The 24,557-nt window shown below is 73.0% G+C and carries 21 protein-coding genes and 2 pseudogenes; 11 read left to right on the top strand and 12 right to left on the bottom strand.

The annotated features are described in order from the left end of the window. Positions 1-7 precede the first annotated feature (7 nt). Positions 8-694, bottom strand: coding sequence for a response regulator transcription factor (locus ACFYWQ_RS13520; RefSeq protein ID WP_389515850.1), 687 nt, complete (start codon positions 692-694; stop codon positions 8-10). Between the two features lie 325 nt (positions 695-1,019). Here ACFYWQ_RS13520 and ACFYWQ_RS13525 point away from each other — a divergent pair, with 325 nt between their 5' ends. The 8 genes from ACFYWQ_RS13525 (at position 1,020) to ACFYWQ_RS13560 (ending at position 7,644) form a co-directional block, all read left to right on the top strand. Further along, on the top strand, positions 1,020-1,796 hold the full coding sequence (locus ACFYWQ_RS13525; RefSeq protein WP_389515853.1) for an amino acid ABC transporter ATP-binding protein: 777 nt from the start codon (positions 1,020-1,022) through the stop codon (positions 1,794-1,796). Positions 1,797-1,889: 93 nt separating this feature from the next. After that, positions 1,890-2,735 (top strand): glutamate ABC transporter substrate-binding protein, encoded by an 846-nt coding sequence (locus ACFYWQ_RS13530; protein WP_389515855.1) that lies wholly within the window; start codon positions 1,890-1,892, stop codon positions 2,733-2,735. Positions 2,736-2,968: 233 nt separating this feature from the next. Beyond that, entirely contained in the window at positions 2,969-3,637 is a 669-nt protein-coding gene (locus ACFYWQ_RS13535; protein ID WP_389515857.1) for an amino acid ABC transporter permease, read from the top strand. Further along, entirely contained in the window at positions 3,634-4,542 is a 909-nt protein-coding gene (locus tag ACFYWQ_RS13540; protein WP_389515858.1) for an amino acid ABC transporter permease, read from the top strand. The genes ACFYWQ_RS13535 and ACFYWQ_RS13540 overlap by 4 nt, the downstream gene beginning before the upstream one ends. A gap of 175 nt (positions 4,543-4,717) precedes the next feature. Then, entirely contained in the window at positions 4,718-6,349 is a 1,632-nt protein-coding gene (locus tag ACFYWQ_RS13545) for an FAD-dependent monooxygenase (RefSeq protein WP_389515860.1), read from the top strand. Positions 6,350-6,545: 196 nt separating this feature from the next. Next, positions 6,546-6,617, top strand: a complete 72-nt coding sequence (locus tag ACFYWQ_RS13550; protein WP_309544753.1) for a putative leader peptide — start codon at positions 6,546-6,548, stop codon at positions 6,615-6,617. Between the two features lie 86 nt (positions 6,618-6,703). After that, positions 6,704-7,252, top strand: coding sequence for a cysteine dioxygenase (locus ACFYWQ_RS13555; RefSeq protein ID WP_389515862.1), 549 nt, complete (start codon positions 6,704-6,706; stop codon positions 7,250-7,252). After that, positions 7,243-7,644 (top strand): rhodanese-like domain-containing protein, encoded by a 402-nt coding sequence (locus ACFYWQ_RS13560; protein WP_389515966.1) that lies wholly within the window; start codon positions 7,243-7,245, stop codon positions 7,642-7,644. The genes ACFYWQ_RS13555 and ACFYWQ_RS13560 overlap by 10 nt, the downstream gene beginning before the upstream one ends. A gap of 35 nt (positions 7,645-7,679) precedes the next feature. Here ACFYWQ_RS13560 and ACFYWQ_RS13565 read toward each other — a convergent pair whose 3' ends face one another. The 6 genes and pseudogenes from ACFYWQ_RS13565 to ACFYWQ_RS13590 form a co-directional block, all read right to left on the bottom strand. After that, positions 7,680-8,645, bottom strand: coding sequence for a sugar ABC transporter substrate-binding protein (locus ACFYWQ_RS13565; protein ID WP_389515863.1), 966 nt, complete (start codon positions 8,643-8,645; stop codon positions 7,680-7,682). A 398-nt stretch (positions 8,646-9,043) separates the two neighbouring features. Further along, positions 9,044-9,415: pseudogene (locus ACFYWQ_RS13570) on the bottom strand (FtsX-like permease family protein); the annotation flags it as partial. Between the two features lie 162 nt (positions 9,416-9,577). After that, complete coding sequence (recX, locus tag ACFYWQ_RS13575) at positions 9,578-10,435, bottom strand: recombination regulator RecX (RefSeq protein WP_389515865.1); 858 nt, start codon at positions 10,433-10,435, stop codon at positions 9,578-9,580. Positions 10,436-10,438: 3 nt separating this feature from the next. Beyond that, on the bottom strand, positions 10,439-11,566 hold the full coding sequence (gene recA, locus ACFYWQ_RS13580) for a recombinase RecA (protein ID WP_389515867.1): 1,128 nt from the start codon (positions 11,564-11,566) through the stop codon (positions 10,439-10,441). 363 nt (positions 11,567-11,929) lie between these two features. Beyond that, positions 11,930-13,186 (bottom strand): AI-2E family transporter, encoded by a 1,257-nt coding sequence (locus ACFYWQ_RS13585; protein WP_389515869.1) that lies wholly within the window; start codon positions 13,184-13,186, stop codon positions 11,930-11,932. Positions 13,187-13,246: 60 nt separating this feature from the next. Continuing rightward, positions 13,247-13,441, bottom strand: a complete 195-nt coding sequence (locus tag ACFYWQ_RS13590) for a DUF3046 domain-containing protein (protein ID WP_389515871.1) — start codon at positions 13,439-13,441, stop codon at positions 13,247-13,249. 79 nt (positions 13,442-13,520) lie between these two features. Here ACFYWQ_RS13590 and ACFYWQ_RS13595 point away from each other — a divergent pair, with 79 nt between their 5' ends. Next, positions 13,521-14,465: a hypothetical protein gene (locus tag ACFYWQ_RS13595; RefSeq protein ID WP_389515873.1), complete on the top strand. Its 945-nt coding sequence runs from the start codon at positions 13,521-13,523 to the stop codon at positions 14,463-14,465. A gap of 239 nt (positions 14,466-14,704) precedes the next feature. Here the strand turns inward: ACFYWQ_RS13595 and ACFYWQ_RS13600 are convergent, their stop codons facing one another. From ACFYWQ_RS13600 to ACFYWQ_RS13610, 3 genes and pseudogenes are all read right to left on the bottom strand, one after another. Continuing rightward, a complete protein-coding gene (locus ACFYWQ_RS13600) occupies positions 14,705-15,013 on the bottom strand; it encodes an AzlD domain-containing protein (protein ID WP_389515875.1) in 309 nt (102 codons plus the stop codon). Then, positions 15,010-15,774, bottom strand: coding sequence for an AzlC family ABC transporter permease (locus tag ACFYWQ_RS13605; RefSeq protein WP_389515877.1), 765 nt, complete (start codon positions 15,772-15,774; stop codon positions 15,010-15,012). The genes ACFYWQ_RS13600 and ACFYWQ_RS13605 overlap by 4 nt, the downstream gene beginning before the upstream one ends. A 23-nt stretch (positions 15,775-15,797) precedes the next feature. Next, a pseudogene (locus ACFYWQ_RS13610) lies at positions 15,798-16,637 on the bottom strand (AraC family ligand binding domain-containing protein); the annotation flags it as partial. 295 nt (positions 16,638-16,932) lie between these two features. Here ACFYWQ_RS13610 and ACFYWQ_RS13615 point away from each other — a divergent pair. Together ACFYWQ_RS13615 and ACFYWQ_RS13620 are read left to right on the top strand one after the other, a co-directional pair. Continuing rightward, positions 16,933-21,834, top strand: a complete 4,902-nt coding sequence (locus ACFYWQ_RS13615; RefSeq protein ID WP_389515879.1) for an ATP-dependent helicase — start codon at positions 16,933-16,935, stop codon at positions 21,832-21,834. 38 nt (positions 21,835-21,872) lie between these two features. After that, positions 21,873-22,715: an Fpg/Nei family DNA glycosylase gene (locus ACFYWQ_RS13620; RefSeq protein WP_389515882.1), complete on the top strand. Its 843-nt coding sequence runs from the start codon at positions 21,873-21,875 to the stop codon at positions 22,713-22,715. Positions 22,716-23,322: 607 nt separating this feature from the next. On the opposite strand, the gene ACFYWQ_RS13625 is transcribed toward ACFYWQ_RS13620, so the two are convergent. Together ACFYWQ_RS13625 and ACFYWQ_RS13630 are read right to left on the bottom strand one after the other, a co-directional pair. After that, positions 23,323-23,793: a Dps family protein gene (locus ACFYWQ_RS13625; protein ID WP_389515883.1), complete on the bottom strand. Its 471-nt coding sequence runs from the start codon at positions 23,791-23,793 to the stop codon at positions 23,323-23,325. 296 nt (positions 23,794-24,089) lie between these two features. After that, positions 24,090-24,470 (bottom strand): helix-turn-helix domain-containing protein, encoded by a 381-nt coding sequence (locus tag ACFYWQ_RS13630; RefSeq protein ID WP_167997591.1) that lies wholly within the window; start codon positions 24,468-24,470, stop codon positions 24,090-24,092. Between the last annotated feature and the right edge of the window lie 87 nt (positions 24,471-24,557).

A 24,557-nucleotide genomic window follows, 5' to 3' on the forward strand; every position in this document is an offset into this window, starting at 1 on the left:
GTCCCCGCTACCCGGCCGGGGCGACGAGCCGGTAGCCGACGCCGCGTACGGTCTCGATCAGCGCGGGCATGCGCAGCTTGGCCCGCAGGGAGGCGACGTGCACCTCCAGGGTGCGTCCCGTCCCCTCCCAGCTGGTGCGCCACACCTCGCTGATGATCTGCTCCCGGCGGAAGACGACGCCGGGGCGCTGCGCGAGCAGGGCCAGGAGGTCGAACTCCTTGCGGGTGAGCTGGACCACCGTCCCGTCCACGGTGACGCGTCGGGTGGGCAGTTCGATCCGCACCGGCCCGAGGCTGAGCGCGCCCTCGCCGGCCTCGGCCGGGTCCTCGGGGACGGTGCGCCGGCTGACGGCGTGGATCCGGGCGAGGAGCTCCCCGGTGTCGTAGGGCTTCACCACGTAGTCGTCGGCGCCGAGGTTGAGGCCGTGGATGCGCGAGCGCACGTCGGAGCGGGCCGTCACCATGATGACCGGGGTGGAGGTGCGTTTGCGGATCTTGCCGCAGACCTCGTAGCCGTCCTGGTCGGGCAGGCCGAGGTCGAGCAGGACGACACCGAAACCGGGGCCTTCCGGGACCAGCGCGCGGAGCGCCTCCTCGCCGCTGCGCGCGTGGGTGACGTCGAAACCGTGCCGCCTCAGGACCGCGGACAGCGCGGCGGCGACATGGTTGTCGTCCTCGACGAGCAGCAGCCGCATCCCGGCCCCCTTCGGTTCATCGGTCGTACGGCCCCGCCCGGTGGACCCGGTCGTGCACCCGGGGCGTTCGGTTCCGCGCGCGACAGCGGTGCGCACCCCCGTGCGCACCATGGCAGTCACGCTGATGGACGAGGACGCCGTCAAGTGCGTTCCGGTTGCGCGCGGCTTCCGTTACCCGGCCGATACGCGCGCTGATCTCGAGTGCTACGACACGTGTCCGATTGCTATCGGATCGTGATGCTCAGATCTTTCTCAGATGTAATGACGCTGGTCGAGACTGGTTACTACTGTCCTCCGAAACCGAGGAGGACGGAGCCTGAGAGCGATGACCGAAGTATCGGTGGCCAAGGAAGACGCGGCCGCGCCCGGCGAACTGGTCGTCCTGAAGAGCGTCAACAAGCACTACGGCGCGTTGCACGTTCTCCAGGACATCGATCTGACGATCGAGCGCGGTGAGGTCGTCGTGGTCATCGGACCCTCCGGGTCCGGGAAGTCCACCCTGTGCCGCACCATCAACCGCCTGGAGACGATCGACGCGGGGACGATCACCATCGACGGGAAGCCGCTGCCCCAGGAGGGCAAGGCGCTGGCCCGGCTGCGCGCCGACGTCGGCATGGTCTTCCAGTCCTTCAACCTGTTCGCGCACAAGACGGTGCTCGAGAACGTGATGCTGGGCCAGATCAAGGTCCGCAGGACCGACAAGAAGCAGGCCGCGGAGAAGGCCCGCGAGCTGCTGGACCGGGTCGGCGTGGGCACCCAGGCCGACAAGTACCCCGCACAGCTCTCCGGCGGCCAGCAGCAGCGCGTGGCGATCGCGCGGGCGCTGGCCATGAATCCGAAGGTCATGCTCTTCGACGAGCCGACCTCCGCCCTGGACCCGGAGATGATCAACGAGGTGCTGGAGGTCATGCAGCAGCTCGCCCGGGACGGCATGACCATGATCGTCGTGACCCATGAGATGGGCTTCGCCCGGTCGGCCGCGAACCGCGTGGTGTTCATGGCGGACGGCCGCATCGTCGAACAGGCCGCGCCCGACCAGTTCTTCAGCAACCCGCGCAGCGACCGCGCCAAGGACTTCCTGTCGAAGATCCTGCACCACTGACGCGCCCCGGCGCGCCCGACGACCTGCGTCACCCGCCTTTCGACGGCCCGTATCCCTTCGTCATCCGAAGGCACCACCCAAAGGAAGTTCACCATGAAGCTTCGCAAGGTCACCGCCGCCTCGGCCGCCGTCCTCGCCCTCGCCCTGTCCGCCACCGCGTGCGGCGGCGACGACAAGGACGCCTCCAGCGGCTCCGGGTCCAGCGGCGGCGAGAAGATCAAGATCGGTATCAAGTACGACCAGCCCGGTATCGGCCTGAAGGAGCCGGACGGTTCCTTCTCCGGTTTCGACGTCGACGTGGCGACCTACGTGGCGAAGCAGCTCGGCTACGACGCGGACCAGATCGAGTTCGTCGAGACCAAGAGCGCCGACCGCGAGAACGCGCTCGCCCGTGGCGACGTGAAGTTCATCGTGGCCTCGTACTCGATCAACGACGAGCGCAAGCAGAAGGTCGACTTCGCCGGCCCGTACCTGCTGGCCCACCAGGACCTGCTGGTCAAGGCCGACGCCGACATCGCCAAGGGCGCGGACCTCAACGGCAAGAACCTGTGTTCGGTGACCGGGTCGACCTCGGCGCAGAACGTCAAGGACAAGATCGCGCCGAAGGCCAACCTGCGCGAGTACAGCGGCTACTCGGAGTGCGTCGCCGGTCTCCAGAGCGGCGCGGTCGACGCGCTGACCACGGACGACTCGATCCTCGCGGGCTTCGCCGCGCAGGACAAGTACAAGGGCCAGTTCAAGCTGGTGGGCGAGAAGCTCAGCAACGAGAACTACGGCATCGGCGTCAAGAAGGGCGACACCGCCACCGTCGACAAGATCAACACCGCGCTGGAGAAGATGGTCTCCGACGGCTCCTGGGAGAAGGCGGTCGACGCCAACTTCGGCCCGGCGAACTACGAGAACGAGCCGGCGCCGAAGATCGGTGTCGTCGTCAAGTAAGGCGTCGTCACGCAAGGCGTCCTCCGCACGCCATACGGCATTCGCTGCCGTAGGTCCCGCCGGCGCCCTCCCGTCGTCCGCCCGAAGCGCGGGCCGACGGGAGGACGCCGACCGGACCCGGAATCCCGCGGCCGACGTGGGGTTCCGCGGGCGCGCCGCCGTCCGCCGCGATCACGGCGGTGCGCGTCCGCCCTCCCTCCACGTACGCCACACACCCGGAAGCGCGGGAGATCGTGTTCGACTTTCTTGAAGGCTACGACGTCCTCGCGGCGTTCTGGATGACGGTCAAGCTGACCCTCCTCTCCGCCGTCGGCTCCCTGGTCTGGGGCACCCTGCTGGCCGCGATGCGGGTCAGCCCGGTCCCGCTGATGCGCGGGTTCGGCACCGCCTACGTCAACATCGTCCGGAACATCCCCCTGACCGTCATCATCGTGTTCACCTCGCTCGGCCTCGCCGACATCTTCGGCATGACGATGGGCGCGGCCGACGACTTCAAACTCCAGGGCTTCCGTCTCGCGGTGCTCGGTCTGGTCGCCTACACCGCGGCCTTCGTCTGCGAGGCGATCCGGTCCGGCATCAACACCGTGCCCCTCGGCCAGGCCGAGGCGGCGCGCGCGATCGGACTGAGCTTCACCCAGACGCTGTCGCTCATCGTGCTGCCCCAGGCGTTCCGCTCGGTCATCGGCCCCCTGGCCAACGTCCTGATCGCCCTGACCAAGAACACCACGGTGGCGGCCGCGATCGGCGTGGCCGAAGCCGCCTACCTGATGAAGGAGATGATCGAGAACGAGGCCCAGACGGTGGCCATCGGCGCGGTCTTCGCCTTCGGTTTCGTGGTCCTGACCCTTCCCACCGGCCTGCTGCTCGGCTGGCTCGGCAAGCGACTGGCGGTGAAGCGATGAGCTCGGTCCTCTACGACACCCCCGGACCGCGCGCCCAGCGGCGCAACGTCCTCCTCTCGGTCCTCTTCGTGGTCCTCCTCGTCCTGGCGCTGTGGTGGATCTGGCAGAAGATGGACGAGAAGAACCAGCTCGAATGGGCGCTGTGGGAGCCGTTCACCACCTCCCAGGCGTGGACGACCTACCTGCTGCCCGGCCTCGGCGACACCCTGAAGGCCGCGGCGCTCTCCATGGTCATCGCGCTCCCGCTGGGCGCGTTCTTCGGCATCGCCCGCATGTCCGACCACCGCTGGGTGCGCGTCCCGGCCGGCGTGGTGGTCGAGTTCTTCCGGGCCATCCCGGTACTGCTGCTGATGCTGTTCGCCAACGAGTTCTACGTCCGCTCCACGGGCGTCAGCAGCGAGGAACGGCCCCTGTACGCCGTCGTCACCGGCCTGGTGCTGTACAACGCCTCGGTCCTCGCCGAGGTCGTCCGGGCCGGCATCCTCGCCCTGCCCAGGGGCCAGACGGAGGCCGCGTACGCGATCGGTCTGCGCAAGGGCCAGACGATGACCAGCATCCTGCTGCCGCAGGCGGTCACCGCGATGCTGCCGGCCATCGTCAGCCAGCTCGTGGTCATCGTGAAGGACACCGCGCTGGGCGGCGTGATGCTCGGGTTCACCGAACTGCTGAACGCGCGCAGCACGCTGGCGGCCAACTACGCCAACGTCATCCCCAGCTTCATCGTCGTGGCGATCATCTTCATCGTCCTGAACTTCCTCCTCACCTCCTTCGCCTCCTGGCTGGAGGGCCGGCTGCGGCGCAGCAAGCGCGGCACGGGCGCGGTGCTCGGCGCCGAGGACGTCGACGACATCAACGCGGCGGAGGTAGGCGGTCTCCACGGGGCGGCCCCGGTCGACAAGGCCTGACGCGCACTCAGGCGGTGTGACCTGTACGGAGGCAGTGGCGTGCTCGCCACTGCCTCCGTCGCTTGACGCAAGCGGTGGCAATGGGTTGCATACGTTCTGTGATCGTGCACCCTGCTCCAACCTCTTGTTCACCCACGTCCCTGAGGACACCGTCGCGGGCAGGGGGCGCCACGCCGTGGAACCGGTGATCATCGTCGGAGCGGGGCCCGTGGGGCTCACGCTCGCCCTGGCACTGGCACGTCAGGAGGTTCCCTCGATCGTCCTCGACGAGGGCCCGGGCAAGGACGAGCCGCGCCTCGCGCGCACCGTCGTCCTGCGCCAGGACACCACGGCCCTCGTCGAGCGGCTCACCGGAACGTCCCTGGCCGGGGCCGGGCTGCGCTGGACCGGATGGCGGGCGATGCGGCGCCGGCAGGTGACGCGCGAGATCACCTTCGAGGACGGCGGACCGGCCCCGCTGCACCTGGCCCAGCACGTGCTGACGGGCGCGTTGCGCGCGGCCCTCGCGCGCGAGCGGCTGGTGCGGATCGCCGTGGACAGCCGCCTGGACACCCTGGAGCAGGAACCTTCCGGCGTCACGGCCCACACCCGGGGCCCCCGGGGCACGTGGTGGCGCGGGAGTTACCTGGTCGGCTGCGACGGCCCCCGCTCCACGGTCCGCAAGCTCCAGGACATCCGCTTCCCCGGCCGTACGGCGGTGGAACGGCACGCCGTCGCCGCGCTGCGCACGGAACTCCCCTGGACCGGTGAGGCGGTGCTCCACCGGATGCCGCCCTGGCGGACGTCCGGGCCGTCCGTCGGGGAAGTCACCGGACGTCCGCTGCCGGACGGCGTCTGGCGGCTGGACTGGCTGCTGCCGCCCGGCAAGGACCTCGTCACGCCCGAGCTGCTGGTCGGCCGGATCCGCGAGACCCTCACGGGCTGGAGCGGCGAGACGGCCCCCGTGTACGAACTGCTCGACACCGGGGTGCACACGGTCCACCACCGGCTGGCCCGCCGCTGGCGCGCGGGACGGGTCTTCCTCGCCGGGGACGCCGCCCACCTGCTCGGCGCGCTCGGCACCCAGGGCCTCGACGAGGGCCTGCGGGACGCCGACAACCTCGCCTGGAAGCTGGCCCTCGCCTGGCACCACGGGCCGCACGAGGGACTGCTCGACAGCTACCAGACGGAACGCCGCGCGGTGGTCGCCGCCCGGCTGCGCGCCGCCGACCAGGCACTGCCGCTGCTGCGGAGCGGCGGCGGCATAAGGGCGTACGTCCCCGGCTCCGGCCGCGGTCACGACGCGCTGCTCACGGACGGTCATCTGGGCCGCGGCCCGCTGGGCGCGCCGGGCACCTACGCCGCCTCCCCCCTCGCGCCCGGGCGGCTGGAGTCGGAGGTCTCCGTGGACACGCTCCCCGGCTCGCCGGTGGAGGACGTACGGGTGACGGCGGAGGACGGCTCCTCCGTACGGCTGGAGGACCGGCTGGGCCGGGGCGCCCTGCTCGTCCTGCTGATCGCACCGGGCACGGGGGTGTGGGAGCGCAAGCACTGGGTGGGCGCCGGGGTCATGCCCCGGCTCGCCGCCGCCGTGACCGCGCTGCCCTGTCCGGCCGAGCTGCTGGTGGCCGAGAGCTACCCGGGAGCGGCCGCCCACACGGTCCTGCTGATCCGGCCCGACGGCCATCTCGTCGCGGCGCTGGGCGGGGTGCGCCCGGCCGACCTGTACGCGGCGGCGGAGGCGGCGGTGGGCGGCCCGGCCGGCGCGCAGGACGGAGCCGGGGCCGACGCCGGGGCGGGCGCCGGGGCCGGGGCGGGGGCGAAGTAGCGGTACGAGCGACGGCCTCCGCGATCGACGGCCTCCGCGATCGACGGCCTCCGCGATCGACGGCCTCCGCGATCGAGGGCTTCCGCGATCGACGGCCGACCGCCGGCACGCACCGTCACCGTGCGGTCCGCATGGTGACAGCGAGTTGACCGGTGTGCACCGGCATGGTGTACTCCGGATCGTGACCGACACCGACGTGCGCCTGTGGCGGAGGGTCCATATGGACCTCGTCCGCTACGCGGGCTGCGTGTGTCGTCCGTCCTGCTGAATTCGCGTCTTTCTCCCCCTGCGCGCCCCGCCGAGCGCTCCCGCGCCGCCGCGCGCTCCTCCGCGAACGTTCCCAGGACGGTACACGTGTCTGTCTCCCCTTCAGTCGACCCTGCCTCCGCCCCTGCCGCCGCGCCCGTCGCCGCTCCCACGCAGGCGGACCTCCTCGACTTCGTCCGGCGGACGGCCGCCGACACCGATCTGATCGCCTCGCTCCCCCTCGACCCCGAGGGCCGCACCTGGGTGCGCCTGGAGGGACCCGGCGGCAGCGAGGCCTGGCTGATCGGATGGCCGCCCGGCACCGGCACCGGCTGGCACGACCACGCCGACTCGCTGGGCGCCTTCCTCACCGCGCGGGGCGAGCTGAAGGAGCACTCGCTCGCCGCGCGACTGCCCACCGACGGCTGGAAGACCCTGGAGCTGACGGAGGGCGTGGACCGGGAGCGCCGGCTTCCGGCCGGAAAGGGCCGCGCCTTCGGACACCACCACGTCCACGAAGTGCTCAACGAGTCCACGGAGGAACACGCGATCTCCGTGCACGCCTACTACCCGCCGCTGCCCCGCATCCGCCGCTACAGCCGCACCGGACAGGTCCTGCGCCTGGAGCAGGTCGAGCGCCCGGAGGACTGGCAGTGAGCGATGAGCGGCCCCCGGGCATCGACGAGCTGCTCGAACAGGTGCGTTCCGGGTACGCGCGCGTGGAGGCCCGGGAGGCGTACGAGGCCGCCCACGCGGGCGAGGCGCTGCTCGTGGACATCCGGTACGCCGCCCTGCGCGAGCGGGACGGTCTGATCCCCGGAGCCCTGGTCGTCGAACGCAACGAACTGGAGTGGCGCCTCGACCCGCAGGGCAGTCACCGCGCCCCCGAGGCCACCGGCCACGACCTGCGGATCGTCGTGGTCTGCAACGAGGGCTACGCGTCGAGCCTCGCCGCCGCCTCCCTGCACCGGCTGGGGCTGCACCGGGCCACCGACCTGGTGGGCGGGTTCCAGGCGTGGCGGGCGGCGGGGCTGCCGGTGACGCCGTAGAGCGGGGCGAGCGGGGCCCCACGCGCGCGTGGGGCTCAGCCGGCCGGCGGGCAGTACAGCGGGGCCGTGTCCGCGTTGTCCGCGGTGACGAGGCGGACGGGTGTGGCCTCGATCTTGTCGGCCCGCTCGTTGCGGAGCAGGGAGATGACGTTCTCCACCGCCAGCTCGCCCGTGTCGGCGGCCGAGTTGGAGACGGTGGCGGAGAACCGGCCGTCCTTGAGCGCCGCCAGCGCCTCGTCGGTGCCGTTGACCGTAACGATCCGGACGTCCTGCGCGCCGGCCGCGTCGAAGGCCTTCCGGGCGGCGAACGCCATCTCCTCGTTGGCGATGAACGCGTAGTCCAGGTCGGGATGGGCCCGCACCATGTCCGCGGCCACGGTCCGCGCCGTGTCGGGGTCGTACATGCCGGGCCGGCTGGCGACGACCTCGGCGCTGTCCGGCAGGCCGTCGGTGAAGGCGTCGACGAGAACGTCGGAGGCGGCGCCGGGGGCTCCCGCGATCACCCCGACCGACACCGCGCGGCCGCCGGCGTCCTTCTCGATCCACCCGGCGTCCAGCTTCCCCACCTCCTCCAGGTCGACGACGACGGCACCGAGGATGTCGGAGGTGTCGTCGGGAGTGACCGAGGTGAGGAAGATCGGCACGCCCGCCTTCCTGGCCTCGGCGATGTCGCCCTTGAGGGCGTCCACGTCGACGGTCTGCACGATCAGGGCGTCGACGTCCGAGGCGATCAGATCCTCGATGTTGGCGGCCTCCGTCTCGGCGTCCTGACGCGAGTTCGCCGTGAGCAGCTCCACGTTGTTGTTGCGGGCCGTGAGCCGGACGGACTCCTGCAGACAGGTGTGGAACTCGGAGGTGCCGCCGTTGACGAAGCCGAGCGTGATCTGCCCGGTGACCCCGCCCGTGGACTCCTGCGGCGCCCACACTCCGCAACCACTCAACAGGCAGATGCCGAGGGCGGAGGCGACCAGCGGTCTTCGGGAGCGGACGGACACGGGCATGGCTGGGCGCCTTTCGGACGTGCGGGTGTAGTGGGAGGGACGTGCCGGGGGGAGGGGAGGAACGTGCGGGGGGTGAAGTCGGACGTGCGGGTGGAGTGGGGCGTGCGAGGTGGATGGGATGTGCGGGTGGCGTGGCAGGTGCGATGTGCGAGGGGGACGTGCGAGTGAAGTGGGGCGTGCGAGGTGGAGTCGGATGCGCGAGGTGAAGTGGGATGTGCGGGTCGCGGCGGCTGTGTGGGCAGGAGGGTCGTACGAGGCCGGGGGTTCGCACGGGACCGAGGGCTCCCTGCGGCGGCGCGACGGAGGCAGACGGTACAACCGGGCCGTCGGGACCTCACCCTCCCGGGAGCGCAAGGTAATCCTGCGCTCCGCAGGGGGCTCGTCCGGCGCGGCATCACCTAGCCTCGAACGCTCGACGGTCGGGGCGGGCCGCTCCGCCCGGGTCGCTCCTCGGCCCTGGCCACCGTCACCGCGGGGATCCTGAGCGCCACACGGCCGGGCAGCGCGGTCGCGACGAGCGCGGCCCCGGCGACGACGGTGACGTAGGCGAGGGGTGTGACCGGGGGCGCCGCCCGGCCCGTCATGCCGACGCTGAACGCCGTCAGGACGGACAGGGCGACGGCGCTGCCCAGGGCCGTGGCGAGGAGCAGCAGGGACAGGGCCTCGATGCGGAGCATGCCCAGCACCTGACGGCGGGGCGCCCCGGCGAGACGCAGCAGCGCGAACTCCCTCACCCGTTCGGAGACGGACATGGCCAGCGTGTCGACGACGGGGAGGGTGGAGTCATCAGCCCGGGAACGGCGAACCGCGGCCCGACGCCCCCGTCTGGGCCCAGTGCCGGGGCCAGAGCCGGATCGGGACCCAAGGTCGGATCGGGGCCAGGGCCGGATCGGGGCCAGGGCCCAGTGCCGGGCCAGGGCCGGGCCAAGGCCTCAGAAGTCCCCGTCCTCGAGGAACTCCGTGTCCTCGCCCTCCTCCTCCAGCGCCTGCCGGACCACGCGCAGGGCCATGCCCTGGGAGTAGCCCTTGCGTGCGAGCATCCCGGCGAGACGGCGGAGCCGTTTGTCGCGGTCGAGGCCGCGGGTCGAGCGCAGTTTGCGGTCGACGAGTTCACGGGCGGTCGCTTCCTCACGCTCGGAGTCGAGCTGGGAGACCGCCTCGTCGATCAGCGTGGAGTCGACACCCTTGGTCCGCAGTTCCTGCGCCAGTGCGCGCCGGGCCAGTCCACGGCCGTGGTGCCGGGATTCCACCCAGGCGTCCGCGAAGGCGCTGTCGTTGATGAGCCCGACCTCCTCGAAGCGGGAGAGCACCTCCTCGGCCACGTCGTCCGGAATCTCCCGCTTGCTCAGCGCGTCGGCGAGTTGTTTCCGCGTGCGCGGGGTCCCGGTGAGCAGGCGCAGGCAGATCGCCCGTGCCCGCTCAGCCGGGTCCCCAGAAGGCTCCCCCTTCCCGGCCCTCGACGAGGTGAAGGTGCCTTCGTCCTCGGTGGACGGTTCCCCGAAACCGCGCCGACGGCGTCCCCGCTCGCCGCGTGCACCGCCCCGGCCGCCGTCACCGCCGCGCTCGGCCCGGCCGCCGCCCCACCCGCTCCTGCCGTCACGGCGCCGGCCGTCGTCGTCGGTTCCGGCCGGGCCGGTTCCGTCGCGGTGGGTTCCGTCGCTCCCGTAGCGGCGGCCGTCGGCCGGCCGGTCGTCGCCGCCCCGGGCGAGGCCGGCGCCGTCCCGGCTCCCCGGCTCCCGGGGGACGCCGGGGTGGGCGTCGTACTCGGCCCAGTCCGTTCGTCGTGTCACGGGTCAGCTCTTGGCAGCCGTGGCCTTGGTCTTGGCGGCCTTGGCGGCGGGAGCGGGAACCGTCTTGGCGTCGTCGGCGGCCGTGCCCGTGGCGGCCGCCGCGTCCGCGCCCGGCTCGGCGGCGGGCTCCTCCGGGCGCACACCGACGCCCAGCTTCTCCTTGATCTTCTTCTCGATCTCGTTGGCGAGGTCGGGGTTGTCCTTCAGGAAGTTGCGGGCGTTCTCCTTGCCCTGGCCGAGCTGGTCGCCCTCGTACGTGTACCAGGCGCCGGCCTTGCGGACGAAGCCGTGCTCCACGCCCATGTCGATCAAACCGCCCTCGCGGCTGATGCCCTGGCCGTAGAGGATGTCGAACTCGGCCTGCTTGAAGGGCGGCGCGACCTTGTTCTTGACGACCTTGCAGCGGGTGCGGTTGCCGACCGCCTCCGTGCCGTCCTTCAGGGTCTCGATGCGGCGGATGTCGATGCGCACCGAGGCGTAGAACTTCAGCGCCCGGCCACCGGTCGTGGTCTCGGGGGAGCCGAACATCACACCGATCTTCTCGCGGAGCTGGTTGATGAAGATCGCGGTGGTCTTGGACTGGTTGAGCGCACTGGTGATCTTCCGCAGGGCCTGGCTCATCAGGCGGGCCTGCAGACCGACGTGGCTGTCACCCATCTCGCCCTCGATCTCCGCGCGCGGGACGAGCGCCGCGACGGAGTCGATGACGATCAGGTCGAGGGCACCGGAGCGGACCAGCATGTCCACGATCTCCAGGGCCTGCTCGCCGTTGTCGGGCTGGGAGAGGATGAGGTTGTCGATGTCGACGCCGAGCTTGCGCGCGTACTCGGGGTCGAGGGCGTGCTCCGCGTCCACGAACGCGACCTGGCCGCCGGCCTTCTGGGCGTTGGCCACGGCGTGCAGGGTCAGCGTGGTCTTACCGGAGGACTCCGGTCCGTAGATCTCCACGACGCGGCCACGCGGCAGACCGCCGACGCCGAGGGCCACGTCGAGCGCGGTCGACCCGGTCGAGATGACCTCGATGGGCTCCTTGGACCGCTCGCCCATGCGCATGACCGCGCCCTTGCCGAATTGCCGTTCAATCTGTGCGAGTGCGGCGTCCAGGGCCTTCTCGCGGTCGGTTCCTGCCATGGGTTCCACCCGGTTTGCTTGAGTCGATCGCTTCACGTCAAAGACGCTAACGCCTGCCACTGACAATGCGCCCCGACGCCGGTCCGGCCTGTGGATAACTCGGTTGCCTTCCTACCCAAACCAGGACGAAATCCCCACCGAGAGCCCTGCCGGAACCCCAATAAGAATGGATGTTCGATTTTCGTGTCAAGCGCACCGCGCGGCACACCGAGCACTGCCCGGACACGTACGCCCCGCCGGATGTCACAGATCCGCGGCTCGCGGCAACGTGGCCGGGAAGCCCCGAGGCCGGGAAGCCCCGAGGCCGCGAGGCCGCGAGGCCGCGAGGCCGCGAGGCCGCGAGGCCGCGAGGCCGCGAGGCCGTCAGCCGGACTTCCGCCGCCGTCCCGCGATGCGCTCCCGCGACCTGGACCACAGCTGTCGCGCCCGCGCGAGCGGCCCCGGCCCCTCGCCCCGTCTGCGGTGACCGTGCACCCGGGGGTCGTCCGTGACGGCGTACCGCTTCACGTACGCGCCCAGGAACGCCTGCAGTGTGGCGACCGCGGGGATGGCGATCAGCGCGCCGACCGCGCCGAGGAGGGCGGTGCCGGCGACGACCGAGCCGAAGGCCACGGCAGGGTGGATGTCGACGGTCTTCGAGGTCAGCTTGGGCTGGAGCATGTAGTTCTCGAACTGCTGGTAGACCACGACGAAGATCAGCACCCACACCGCGTACAGCGGGCTGACCGTGAAGGCGATCAGCATGGGGAGCGCGCCCGCGAGATACGTGCCGATGGTCGGGATGAACTGCGACACCACCCCCACCCACACCGCGAGGACCGGCGCGTACGGGATGCCGAGCGCCTCCAGCAGGACGTAGTGGGCCACTCCGGAGATCAGCGCCATCAGTCCGCGCGAGTACAGGTAGCCGCCGGTCTTGTCGACGGCGATCTCCCATGCGCGCAGCACCTCGGCCTGCCGTGCGGGCGGCAGGACGGAGCAGAGCGCGCGGCGCAGCCGGGGTCCGTCGGCGGCGAAGTAGAACGAGAACAGCCCGATCGTCAGCAGTTGGAAGAGGCCGCCGAGGACCTGCGTGGACACGTCCAGGACACCGGCTGCGCTGTTCTGCGCGTACCTCTTCAGCCAGTCCGAGTGGAGCAGTCCCTCCTGGATGTCCACGCGTCTGAGCTCGGTGTGGAACGTCGTGTTGATCCAGTTGATCACGGAGTCGAGGTACTCCGGGAAGCCCTCGATCATCCTGATGATCTGTCCCGCGAGCATCGAGCCGAGCAGGGTGAAGAAGCCCGCGACCACGATCAGCAGGCCGAGGAAGACCAGGAAGGTGGCGAGCCCCCTGCGTATGCCGTGGGTGGCCATCCGGCTCACCGCGGGTTCTATGGCCAGGGCCAGGAAGAACGCGATGAGGATGTTGATCAGCAGGCCTATGACCTGGTGGAAGGCCCAGGTGCCCAGCTGGAACACGCCGAAGAGGGCGAGCGCGAGCACCATCGCGCGCGGGAGCCATCGGGGCATGCGCGCGCCCGACGCGGCCACGCCGCCGTCCGGAGGCAGGGCGGGCGACGTCGTGTCCGACGGGGAGGTGTGCGGGCCGGCCTGCCCGGACTCGTCAGTGGGTGCCACGGCTCAAGTCTCGCCCACCGCACCGACAATCGGAGAGCCCTCCGCGATCTTCACCGCTGATCAGTGCTTCTCCCGCGGAACGTTCATCACCGCGCACACCACGCGCCACACGTCCTTCGCGTCCCAGCCGGCCGCCAGCGCCTCGTGCACCGTCCGCCCGCCGAGCTCGGCCATCACGTGATCGCGCGCGAAGGTGTCGGCGTAGCCCGTACCGAAGTGCTCCGCCATCCGCTGCCAGAAGACCGTCAACCGCATGACACCAGTATCCCGCCCCCGGGGGTGGCCCCGGCCGTGACCGCCTGCCGACACCGCTTTCCGTCCTACGGTCTGCTCCATGGCCGAAACCGGAGCAGCCCCACTCCCCCCGGCGCCCCCGGCGCCCACCCCGCTCTTCCGCGCCGAGCACTTCGTCTGGCTCACCGCGCGCGTGCTGGAGCAGCGCCTCTTCGCCCACCACTTCCTGCACGGCGGCGCCGACCCCGCGGAGACCGCACTCGACGCCTACCGCAACGACGACGGCGGATACGGCCACGCGCTGGAGCCCGATCTGCGCGGGCCCGTCAGCCAGCCCCTGCACGTGGTGCGCGCCCTGCGCGTCCTGGACTCGCTGGGCCGCTGCGCGGGCCGGCGCGTGGAACAGGTGTGCCGCTACCTCACCTCCGTCTCCAACCCCGACGGCGCGCTCCCGGCGATCCGCCCCAGCCAGCGCGGCTATCCCACCGCTCCGTTCGTCCCGATCGTGGACGCCCCGCCCAGTGAGCTGCTGGCCACCGGTCCGGCGGTGGGCGTCCTGCACGGCAACGAGGTCTGGCACGCCTGGCTCTTCAGGGCCACCGACTTCTGCTGGCAGGCGGTGGACTCCCTGGAGACGTCCCACCCCTATGAGATCCAGGCCGCCGTGGCGTTCCTCGACTCCGCGCCCGACCGCCCGCGCGCGGAGGCGGCCGCCGACCGTCTCGGCCGCCTGGTCCGGGCCCACCGGCTCGCCGTACTGGACCCGGACCGTCGCGACACGCCCCCGGTCCCGCCCGGCTACGCCCCCGGCGAGCACCACTTCCCCCACGACTACGCCCGCACGCCCGGCTCTCTCGCGCGCGCGTGGTTCACCGACGACGAGATGGAGCGGTCCCTGGACTTCCTCGCCGCCGACCAGCAGCAGGACGGCGGCTGGCCGATCCGATGGCGCCGCTGGGCACCGGGAACCGACCTGGAGTCACGTCCCGTGGCGACCATTGAGGCCCTGCGCACCCTGAGGTCGTACGGACGCCCCATCGGCTGACGCCGGACCACATCCGCACCGCGGCCGGCCGCCCCGACCGCCCCCGCCACCTCCACCACCCGGCCGCCACCACCCCCGCCGTCCGTCCGGCCGCCCCGCCACCTCCACCACCCGACCGTCGCCACCCCCGCCGTCCGGCCGCCTCCGCCGCCGTACCGTCACCACCGTCCTCCGAGGGCCGGCATCCCGGCCGTCTCCCTCCCTCCTTCAGCCGTCCCGCCCCTCGCTCCCGGCCGCCCTCATCCCCCCACGGCCCGCACCCCGGCCGTCACCACCACGGCCGCCGCGACGACGAGCAGGAACGGCGCCCGCAGGGCGAGCGCCACGGCTGCCGCGGCGAGCCCCGCCGTCCTCGCGTCCAGCACCAGCGCCCGCCCGTCGGCGAACGTCTGCTGGGCCGTGAGGGCGGCGAGCAGGGCCACGGGCAGCAGGGCCGCGAGCCTCCGCACCAGGGGCCGCTCGAGCAGCCCGGCGGGAACGAGCAGTCCGGCGAGCTTGACGGCGTAGCAGCCGAGGGCGGTCGCCACGATCGCGATCCAGATGTTCATCGTCCGTCCTCCTGACGGTTCCGCGGACGCCCCGCGCGACGGCCCTCGCCCCAGAGGGCGAGCGGTGCGGCGAGCGCGGCCACCAGGACCGGCACGCCGCCGGGCAGGACGGGCAGCAGACCGAGCCCCAGCACGACCGCGAGAGCGGCCGCGGCCCGGTCGGTGCGGGTCTTCAGCATGGGGGCGAGAAGCGCCAGGAACACGGCCGGGCCGGCCGCGTCGAGCCCCCAGGCGTCGGTGTCCCCGAGTGCCTCGGCCCCCAGGGCGCCCAGCAGCGTGGTGAGGTTCCACAGCACATAGAGGCTGAGCCCGGTGACCGCGAAGCCGATCCGCGCACCCCGCCGGTCGCGCTGTGCCAGCGAGACGGCCGTCGTCTCGTCGATCACCCACTGGGCGGCGAACGGACGCACCGCGCGCGGCAGGGCCAGCACCTGCGACAGGCGCAGGCCGTAGAACGCGTTGCGCACGCCCAGGAAGAAGGCGCCGGCGGCCGCCGTGAGGGGGCTGCCGCCCGCCGCGAGCGCCCCGACGAGCGCGAACTGGGACGCGCCCGTGAACACCAGCAGGCTGAGCGCACAGCTCTGCCACACGGTGAGGCTGCTGCCCGCCGAGGTCACCCCGAAGGCGAACCCGGAGAGGCCGACGGCGACCCCGACGCCGAGGGCGTCCCGTACGACGGCGGCGTCGGGCCTGCCGTACCGGCGGCCGTCGCCGGTGTCCGAGCGAGCTGTCTGTCGTGCTTTTTCTGCCTGTTCTGCCACACGTCGGACGGTAGGAGCGGTCACCGTCGCGCGTCTTGTACGTTCTTGCGCTCACGCTGGTAGGCGCCCGGCGGCACTCCCACGATGCGGGCGAAGTGACGGTTGAGGTGCGGCTGGTCCGTGAACCCCACCGCGAGGGCGGCCTCCGCGGGTGCCCTGCCCGCGTCCAGCAGTCGCCGCGCCCGACGGACCCGCGCGTCGGTGAGCCAGGTGTGGGGCGGCATCCCGTAGGTGTCGCGGAACGCGCGCAGCAGCGCGAACGGACCGGTCTCCAGCTCCCGCGCGAGCTGCTCCAACGTCGGCGGGTCGGCCATCCGCTCCTCCAGCACGGCACGCGCGCGTACGGCGACCAAGCCCCCGGCCGTACGCACCCGCCGAACGGGCAGCGACCCGCCGTTCGACCGCAGCAGCCGCGTCACGGCCACCCGCAGCAGCGTGTCGGCGGCCAGCGCGTTGCCCTCGTCGGCGGCCCGCAGCACCTGGAGCACCAGCCGCACGGCCTGTGGGTCGTCGAGCACCGGGCGCACGAAGCCCGGCGTGCCGCGCAGGCCGGTCGTCTCGGCGGCGATCCCGGCCACGACCTCCACGGAGGGGTACACGGCCCCGTACCGCCACCCCTCGGGGACCCCCGCCCGTCCGGTGTGCGGCGTATCGGGGTTGACCAGCGCGAGCGCGCCGGCTCCCGCGTACTGATCACTCCCACCGTGGTGGAAGACCTCCACGCCCTCGGCGATCCCGGCGATCACGAAGTGCTCGTGGGTGTGCCGCACGAAGTTCTTCCGCACGTACCGGGCGCGCAGCAGGTCGACCCCGGGCAGCTCGGCGTACCGCCAGTGCCGCGCCACCTCACCCGATCCCGCCATACCCCCATTCTGCGCACCGTTCCGCACCCCCTCCGCCCGACCCCACCCCGCCCGGCGCCCCTCTCCCGAACGCTCGGTGCCCTCACCCCGGCCCGAAGCGCTCCTGCCGGACTCCTCCCGGTCCGGCCACCCGACACCTCCCGGTCCGGGCCGCCCGACACCCCCGGTTCCGGCCGCCCGGCGCGCCGCCGCCCCACCCCCGCGGCCCGGCCCGGCCCGGCGCACCCCCGCCCGCCGCCCCGCGCCGCACCCCCGCCCCGGCCGCATTGTCAGACCCCGGGTGCACGATGGACGCATGGTCAGCAACGCGCACCGAGCCCTGGACGGCTTCTCCCCCGCGACCCGCGCCTGGTTCACGGGGGCGTTCTCCGCGCCCACCGCGGCCCAGGCGGGCGCGTGGCAGGCCCTCCACGAGGGCTCGGACGTGCTGGTGGTGGCCCCGACCGGCTCCGGCAAGACCCTCGCCGCGTTCCTCGCCGCCCTGGACCAGCTGGCCTCGACGCCCCCGCCGGCCGACCCGAAGAAGCGCTGCCGCGTGCTGTACGTCTCCCCGCTCAAGGCCCTGGCCGTGGACGTGGAGCGCAACCTCCGCAGCCCTCTGACCGGCATCCGCCAGGAGGCCGTGCGCTTGGAGCTGCCCGAGCCCGAGGTCAAGGTCGGCATCCGCTCCGGCGACACCCCCGCCGCCGAGCGCCGCGCCCTGTCCACCCGCCCCCCGGACATCCTGATCACCACCCCGGAGTCCCTGTTCCTGATGCTGACGTCGGCCGCCCGTGACGCGCTGACCGGCATCGAGACGGTGATCCTGGATGAGGTGCACGCCGTGGCCGGCACCAAGCGCGGCGCCCACCTGGCGCTCTCGCTGGAGCGCCTGGACGAGCTGCTGCCGAGGCCGGCCCGCCGCATCGGCCTCTCGGCGACCGTCCGTCCGGTCGACGAGGTGGCCCGCTATCTCTCCCCGCGGCGGAAGGTGGAGATCGTCCAGCCCGAGTCCGGCAAGGAGTTCGACCTCTCGGTCGTCGTCCCGGTCGAGGACCTGGGCGAACTGGGCGGTTCCCCGGTCGCGGACGGCTCCGAGGGGGCGGAGCGCCCCTCGATCTGGCCGCACGTCGAGGAGCGGATCGCCGACCTCGTCCAGGCGCACCGCTCCACCATCGTCTTCGCGAACTCCCGCCGCCTCGCCGAGCGCCTGTGCAACCGCCTCAACGAGATCGCCTACGAGCGGGCCACCGGCGAGCCGCTCGACGAGCACCACGCCCCGGCGGAGCTGATGGGCGGCTCCGGCGCGGCCCAGGGCGCCCCGCCGGTCATCGCACGCGCCCACCACGGCTCGGTCTCCAAGGAGCAGCGCGCGCTCGTGGAGGAGGACCTCAAGGCGGGCCGCCTCCCCGCCGTCGTGGCGACCTCCAGCCTGGAGCTGGGCATCGACATGGGCGCGGTCGACCTGGTCGTCCAGGTCGAGTCCCCGCCCTCCGTCGCCTCGGGCCTCCAGCGCGTCGGCCGGGCCGGCCACCAGGTGGGAGCCGTCTCCACGGGCGTGGTCTTCCCCAAGTACCGCGGCGACCTCGTCCAGGCCGCGGTGGTCACCGAGCGCATGCGCACCGGCGCCATCGAGTCCCTCAGGATTCCCGCGAACCCGCTGGACGTCCTCGCCCAGCAACTGGTCGCCATGACGGCGATGGACGCCTGGCCGTTCGACGACCTGCTCGCCACGGTCCGGCGTGCCGCGCCCTTCGCCGCACTGCCGGAATCCGCCTTCACGGCCGTCCTCGACATGCTCGCCGGCCGCTACCCCTCCGACGCCTTCGCGGAGCTCCGCCCGCGCGTGGTGTGGGACCGCGTCACCGGCACGATCACCGGCCGCCCGGGGGCGCAGCGGCTCGCGGTGACCTCCGGGGGCACCATCCCCGACCGCGGCCTGTTCGGCGTCTTCCTCGCCGGCGCCGACCCGAAGAAGGGCGGCGGCCGGGTCGGCGAGCTCGACGAGGAGATGGTCTACGAGTCCCGGGTCGGCGACGTCTTCACCCTGGGCACGAGCTCCTGGCGCATCGAGGACATCACCCGCGACCGCGTCCTGGTCTCCCCCGCCCCCGGGGTCCCCGGCCGTCTCCCGTTCTGGAAGGGCGACCAGCTGGGCCGCCCGCTGGAGCTGGGCCGCGCGCTGGGCGCCTTCCTGCGCGAGGTCGGCTCCCTGCCCGAGGACGACGCCCGCCTGCGCCTGCTCACCGCCGGTCTGGACGCCTGGGCGGCCGACAACGTGCTCTCCTATCTGAGCGAACAGCGCCAGGCCTGCGGCCACGTCCCGGACGACCGCACGATCGTCGTGGAGCGCTTCCGCGACGAACTCGGCGACTGGCGGGTCGTCGTGCACTCCCCCTTCGGCGCCCAGGTCCACGCCCCCTGGGCCCTCGCCCTCGGCGCCCGGCTCTCCGAGCGGTACGGCATGGACGCCCAGGTCATGCACGCCGACGACGGCATCGTGCTGCGCCTGCCGGACGCCGACCTCATGGGGCTGGAACTGCTCGACCAGGAGCCGCTGAAGGCGGGCGCGGAGTACGACGCCGCGCAGGCGCCGGTCGGTGCGGCGGACGTCGTCTTCGACAAGGGCGAGGTCGACCAGGTCGTCACCGACCAGGTCGGCGGCTCCGCCCTGTTCGCGGCCCGCTTCCGCGAGTGCGCCGCCCGCGCCCTGCTGCTGCCGCGCCGCAACCCCGGCAAGCGGACCCCGCTGTGGCAGCAGCGCCAGCGCGCCGCCCAGTTGCTCCAGGTGGCGAGCGAGTTCGGCTCGTTCCCCATCGTCCTGGAGGCGGTCCGCGAGTGTCTCCAGGACGTGTTCGACGTCCCGGGGCTCGTCGAGCTGATGGGCGACCTGGAGTCCCGCAGGGTGCGTCTGGTGGAGGTCACCACCCCGGAGCCGTCCCCCTTCGCCCGCTCCCTGCTGTTCGGCTACGTCGCCCAGTTCCTCTACGAGGGTGACTCCCCGCTCGCCGAGCGCCGCGCGGCAGCCCTCTCCCTGGACTCGCGTCTGCTGGCCGAACTGCTCGGTCAGGCGGAGCTGCGCGAGCTGCTGGACGCGGAGGTGCTCACCGAACTGGAGCGGGAGCTCCAGTGGCTGACCGAGGACCGCCGGGTGAAGGACGCCGAAGGCGTCGCGGACGTGCTGCGCCTGCTCGGCCCGCTCACCGACGCCGAGCTGGCCGAGCGCGGTGCGGAACCCGACTGGGCCCGGGAGCTGGCGGCCGCCCGCCGCGCCATCCGGGTCCGTGTCGCCGGCGCCGACCACTGGGCGACGATCGAGGACGCGGGCCGGCTGCGCGACGCCCTCGGCACCGCCCTCCCGGTCGGGGTGCCGGAGGCCTTCACCGAGCCGGTGAAGGACCCGCTGGGCGACCTTCTGGCACGGTACGCCCGCACCCACGGCCCGTTCACGTCGGCCACCGCCGCCGGCCGCTTCGGCCTGGGCGTCGCGGTCACCGAGGGCGCCCTCCAGCGCCTCGCCGCGGGGGGCCGGGTGGTCCAGGGGGAGTTCCACCCGGCCGGCATCGGCCAGGAGTGGTGCGACGCGGCCGTCCTGCGCAGGCTGCGCCGCCGCTCCCTGGCCGCCCTGCGGCACGAACTCGAACCCGTACCGCCCGCCGCCTTCGCCCAGTTCCTGCCCCAGTGGCAGCACATCGGCAAGGGCCACGCCCTGCGCGGCGTCGACGGCCTGGTGCGCGCGGTCGAGCAGCTCCAGGGGGCGTCCGTGCCGGCCTCCGCCCTGGAGAAGCTCGTCCTGCCGTCCCGTATGACCGACTACGCCCCGGCGATGCTCGACGAACTCACCGCCTCCGGGGAGGTGCTCTGGGCCGGCGCGGGCGCGCTCCCCGGCAAGGACGGCTGGGTCTCCCTGTACCTGGCGGACGCGGCCCCCCTGCTCCTGCCCGCGCCCCATCCGCTGGAGCTGACGGCACTGCACCAGTCCGTCCTGGACGCCCTGGCCGGCGGCTACGGCCTGTTCTTCCGCCAGATCGCCGACCAGGTCCGCGCCACCACGCACCCCGAGGCGACCGACCCGCAACTCGCCGACGCCGTCTGGGACCTGGCCTGGTCGGGCCGGCTCACCAACGACACGCTCGCGCCGATGCGCGCCCTGCTGGGCTCGGGCCGCACCGCCGGGTCCACGGCCCACCGTGCCAAGCGCGCGGTCCCGCGCGGGCGCTACGGCTCACTGACGGCCGCCGCGCGGTCGGCCTCCCGCAACGGCCCTCCGACCGTCGCCGGCCGCTGGTCGCTCCTGCCCGCCCATGAACCCGATCCCACCGTCCGCGCCCACGCCGTCGCCCGCGCCCTGCTCGACCGCCACGGCGTGGTGACCCGGGGCGCGGTCTCGGCCGAGGGCATCGAGGGCGGGTTCTCGGCGACGTACCGCGTCCTGTCCGTCTTCGAGGAGAGCGGCCAGGCCCGCCGCGGCTACGTGGTGGAGGGCCTCGGCGCGGCACAGTTCGCCATGGACGGCGCCGTGGACCGGGTCCGCGCCGTCGCCAACGCCCGCGACCGGGACGAGACGCTGCCCGCCCCGGCCGGGGAGAGCGACGCCCCCGACGGCTTCGCCTTCCCCGACACCGCCCCCTCCGACGATCTCGGCTGGGACGTCCCCGGCCTCGACGGAGCCTTCGACTCCCCGGCGGCCCCCACCGCACCGGGCGGCCGCCTCTCCCCGCGCGACCTCGCCGCCCCCGGCGCCGGCGGCCCCCGCGGCGGCAACGGCTTCCCGTACGCCTCGGGATTCTCCGACCGCCACCGCCGTACGCCCTCCCCCGCGTCGCGCGCCGTGGTGCTCGCCGCGGCCGATCCCGCGAACGCGTACGGCGCCGCCCTGTCCTGGCCCGAGCCGCCCACCGGCGCCGGGCACAAGCCCGGCCGCAAGGCGGGTTCCCTGGTGGTGCTCGTGGACGGCGAGCTGACCCTCTACATGGAGCGCGGCGGCAAGACCCTGCTGGCCTGGCCCGCCACCGCGGACGGCGAGGGCGCCGTCGGCGACGACCCGCGCCTGCACGCGGCGGCGGAAGCCCTCGCCGCCGCCGCCCGCGCGGGCTCCCTGGGCACGGTCACCGTGGAACGCGTCAACGGCGCCTCGGCCCTGACCGCCCCGCTGGGCACCCTGCTGGAGGGCGCCGGCTTCATCGCGACCCCCCGCGGCCTCAGACTGAGAGCCTGACGCCGCCCGGCCGCGTCTCTCCGTGCCACCCTTGACCCATGCCCGAAGGCGACACGGTCTGGCAGGCCGCGAGGCGGCTGCACACCGCCCTCGCGGGGAAGGTGCTGACCCGTTCCGACCTGCGCGTGCCGAAGTACGCCACCGCCGACCTCACCGGCCGTACCGTCCTGGACGTCACCCCGCGCGGCAAGCACCTCCTCACCCGCGTCGAGGGCGGCCTGACGCTCCACTCCCACCTGCGGATGGACGGCTCCTGGAAGGTGTACGCGAACGACCAGCGCTGGACGGGCGGTCCGGCCCACCAGATCCGGGCCGTCCTCGGCACCGACGACCGCACCGCGGTCGGCTACCGCCTCCCCGTCCTGGAACTCCTGCGCACCTGCGAGGAGGAGCGGGCCGTCGGCCACCTCGGCCCCGACCTGCTGGGTCCCGACTGGGATCCGGAGCGGGCCCTCGCCAACCTCCTCGCCGCCCCGGACCGCCCCCTCGGCGAGGCCCTCCTCGACCAGCGCAACCTCGCCGGCATCGGCAATGTCTACAAGTGCGAGCTCTGCTTCCTCCTCGGCGCCACTCCCTGGCTGCCCGTCGGGAAGCTCCCCGCCGACCGCACGGCGAAACTGCCCGTCCTCGCGCAGCGGCTCCTGGAGGTGAACCGCGACCGCCCCACCCGCGTCACCACGGGCCGGCGCGGCCAGGACCTCTTCGTCTACGGCCGCGCACGCCGCCCCTGTCTGCGCTGCGGGACACCGGTGCGGGTGGCCGACCAGGGCGACGGCTCCCGCGAACGTCCGACGTACTGGTGCCCGAGCTGTCAGACGGGACCCGCCCCGGCCCCGGGCTCCCCGGCCACCCGCCGGGTCCGCTCACACCCGGCCGTCTGACGCCCCACCGGTCAACGAGAAACAGTCGCGCGCGAGCGCGAGGCTGCGCGACCATACGCCCCGCCACCGGACGCACCGCACCCGTCACCGGCGCCGCATACGGCCGAGGCCGCGCCTGCACCGCCACCCACGCCCGCTCCCGCTCCCGCTCCCGCTCCCACTCGCGCTCCCCCTCGCCGGCACCCCCCGACCACCCCGCGTCCCCCGCCAGGCAGCCGCCCACCGCCCGTCGGCGACCGCCCCCACCGCCCGCCCCTTGGCCACACAGTGGACCGGCAGCAGACTCAGGCCCCACCCCCCGGCGGCGACGGCCCCTTCCAGCACCCCGGCCTCGGGCACCACGGCGAGCCGCAGCACGGCCCACCACCACAGCACCCCGAGCCCGAGGAAGGCCGCCCGGCCCACTGTCCGGCCCGCCACGGCCGTCACCTCCTCCCACCCGCCCCCACCGGCCCGCCGCAGGCGAGCCACTGCCTTCGCACGGCAGGACGACAGGACGGCGGAACGGCGGGACGGCGGGACGGCGGGACGACAGGACGGCGAAGCGCCCACCCGTACCACCGAGAGGGCGCACCACCGTCGCGCGGACCACTCTTCACCCCTCACATCACACGTTCTCCGCCTGGAACATCCAGTGATGCTTCTCCAGATCGGCGGTGATCCCGATGAGGAGGTCCTGGCTCACCGGATCGGGGTCCTCGGTGGCCGCGACCCGCTCCCTCATCCGGGTGATCACCGCACCGAGGGCCGCCACCAAGGCGCCCACCGCGTCCGCGTCCTTGATCCATCCGGGGGAGACCGTGTCGATGCCGCTGCCGGAGGCGACCGTCGCCGCCCGGCCGTCGGGCGACACGCCCAGCGCCGAGGAGCGCTCCGCCACCGCGTCGGTGTGTGTGCGGGCGCTGGCCACGACGTCGTCGAGCTGGAGGTGGATGGACCGGAAACGGGGCCCGACGACGTTCCAGTGGACCTGTTTGGCGACGAGCGAGAGGTCGACCAGATCGACCAGCGCCCCCTGCAGGGCTTCGGCGACGGTCTTGAGATCGGCGTCGGGCAGCGGGCTCTTCACGGCGTTCATCCATACCTCCGGGTGGGTCGGCTCCCGTCATGCCCCTCCACGATGACCGCAGCACGCATGACCGGCAAACGGACCCGAATCAGCCCAAGCTCACCCGAACCGGCACACAGCACCTGAACCGGCAGAAGAAACCCCCGGACAGACAAGAACCCCACGCAAAAACCCCGACCGCTCCCCTCCGGCCTGATCCGGAGGAGCCCCGGCCGGGGCCTCACACACACAGTGAGCGACTCACCCGCACTCGTGCCGTACGCCTCGCGCACACCCGCCGGCCGGCACGGCCGCCGAGGGGCGTCTCACGCGGCGACCACGTCCACTGCCTCGGCGGGCGCCTTGATGGTCACCCGCTCCGGTGGCACACCGGTCACCGACACGGAACCCAGCATCGGACGGACCGGCGTGGGCACAGGCTCACTGGGGGTGGCCGCAGCGGACTGGGCCAGCTCGGCGAGGGCGAGCTCGTCGCTCACTTCCCGCATGAGCTCGGACATCCGTACGTCCAGCGCGTCGCAGATGGCGGCGAGCAGCTCGGAGGAAGCCTCCTTCTGCCCCCGCTCCACCTCGGAGAGATAGCCGAGTGAGACTCGGGCGGACGAGGAGACTTCGCGCAGAGTACGGCCCTGGCGCTGGCGCTGCCGACGCAGCACGTCACCCAGCAGGCGACGGAGCAGAATCATCGGTGGCTCCCTCCTCGGACCGCGTAGCCGCATCCTTCACGCCCCACCGTACCGCCTTGCGCTGCGGCCGTGCGGGGAGCGATGTCG

Source organism: Streptomyces sp. NPDC003247, from assembly GCF_042888135.1.
Classification (GTDB): Bacteria; Actinomycetota; Actinomycetes; order Streptomycetales; family Streptomycetaceae; genus Streptomyces.

Coding starts and splice junctions, on each gene's coding strand:
- ACFYWQ_RS13520 (WP_389515850.1), bottom strand. CDS start 694: ATGCGGCTGCTGCTCGTCGAGGACGACAACCATGTCGCCGCCGCGCTG.
- ACFYWQ_RS13525 (WP_389515853.1), top strand. CDS start 1,020: ATGACCGAAGTATCGGTGGCCAAGGAAGACGCGGCCGCGCCCGGCGAA.
- ACFYWQ_RS13530 (WP_389515855.1), top strand. CDS start 1,890: ATGAAGCTTCGCAAGGTCACCGCCGCCTCGGCCGCCGTCCTCGCCCTC.
- ACFYWQ_RS13540 (WP_389515858.1), top strand. CDS start 3,634: ATGAGCTCGGTCCTCTACGACACCCCCGGACCGCGCGCCCAGCGGCGC.
- ACFYWQ_RS13565 (WP_389515863.1), bottom strand. CDS start 8,645: ATGCCCGTGTCCGTCCGCTCCCGAAGACCGCTGGTCGCCTCCGCCCTC.
- recA (WP_389515867.1), bottom strand. CDS start 11,566: ATGGCAGGAACCGACCGCGAGAAGGCCCTGGACGCCGCACTCGCACAG.
- ACFYWQ_RS13590 (WP_389515871.1), bottom strand. CDS start 13,441: ATGCGGTTGACGGTCTTCTGGCAGCGGATGGCGGAGCACTTCGGTACG.
- ACFYWQ_RS13595 (WP_389515873.1), top strand. CDS start 13,521: ATGGCCGAAACCGGAGCAGCCCCACTCCCCCCGGCGCCCCCGGCGCCC.
- ACFYWQ_RS13600 (WP_389515875.1), bottom strand. CDS start 15,013: ATGAACATCTGGATCGCGATCGTGGCGACCGCCCTCGGCTGCTACGCC.
- ACFYWQ_RS13615 (WP_389515879.1), top strand. CDS start 16,933: ATGGTCAGCAACGCGCACCGAGCCCTGGACGGCTTCTCCCCCGCGACC.
- ACFYWQ_RS13620 (WP_389515882.1), top strand. CDS start 21,873: ATGCCCGAAGGCGACACGGTCTGGCAGGCCGCGAGGCGGCTGCACACC.
- ACFYWQ_RS13625 (WP_389515883.1), bottom strand. CDS start 23,793: ATGAACGCCGTGAAGAGCCCGCTGCCCGACGCCGATCTCAAGACCGTC.
- ACFYWQ_RS13630 (WP_167997591.1), bottom strand. CDS start 24,470: ATGATTCTGCTCCGTCGCCTGCTGGGTGACGTGCTGCGTCGGCAGCGC.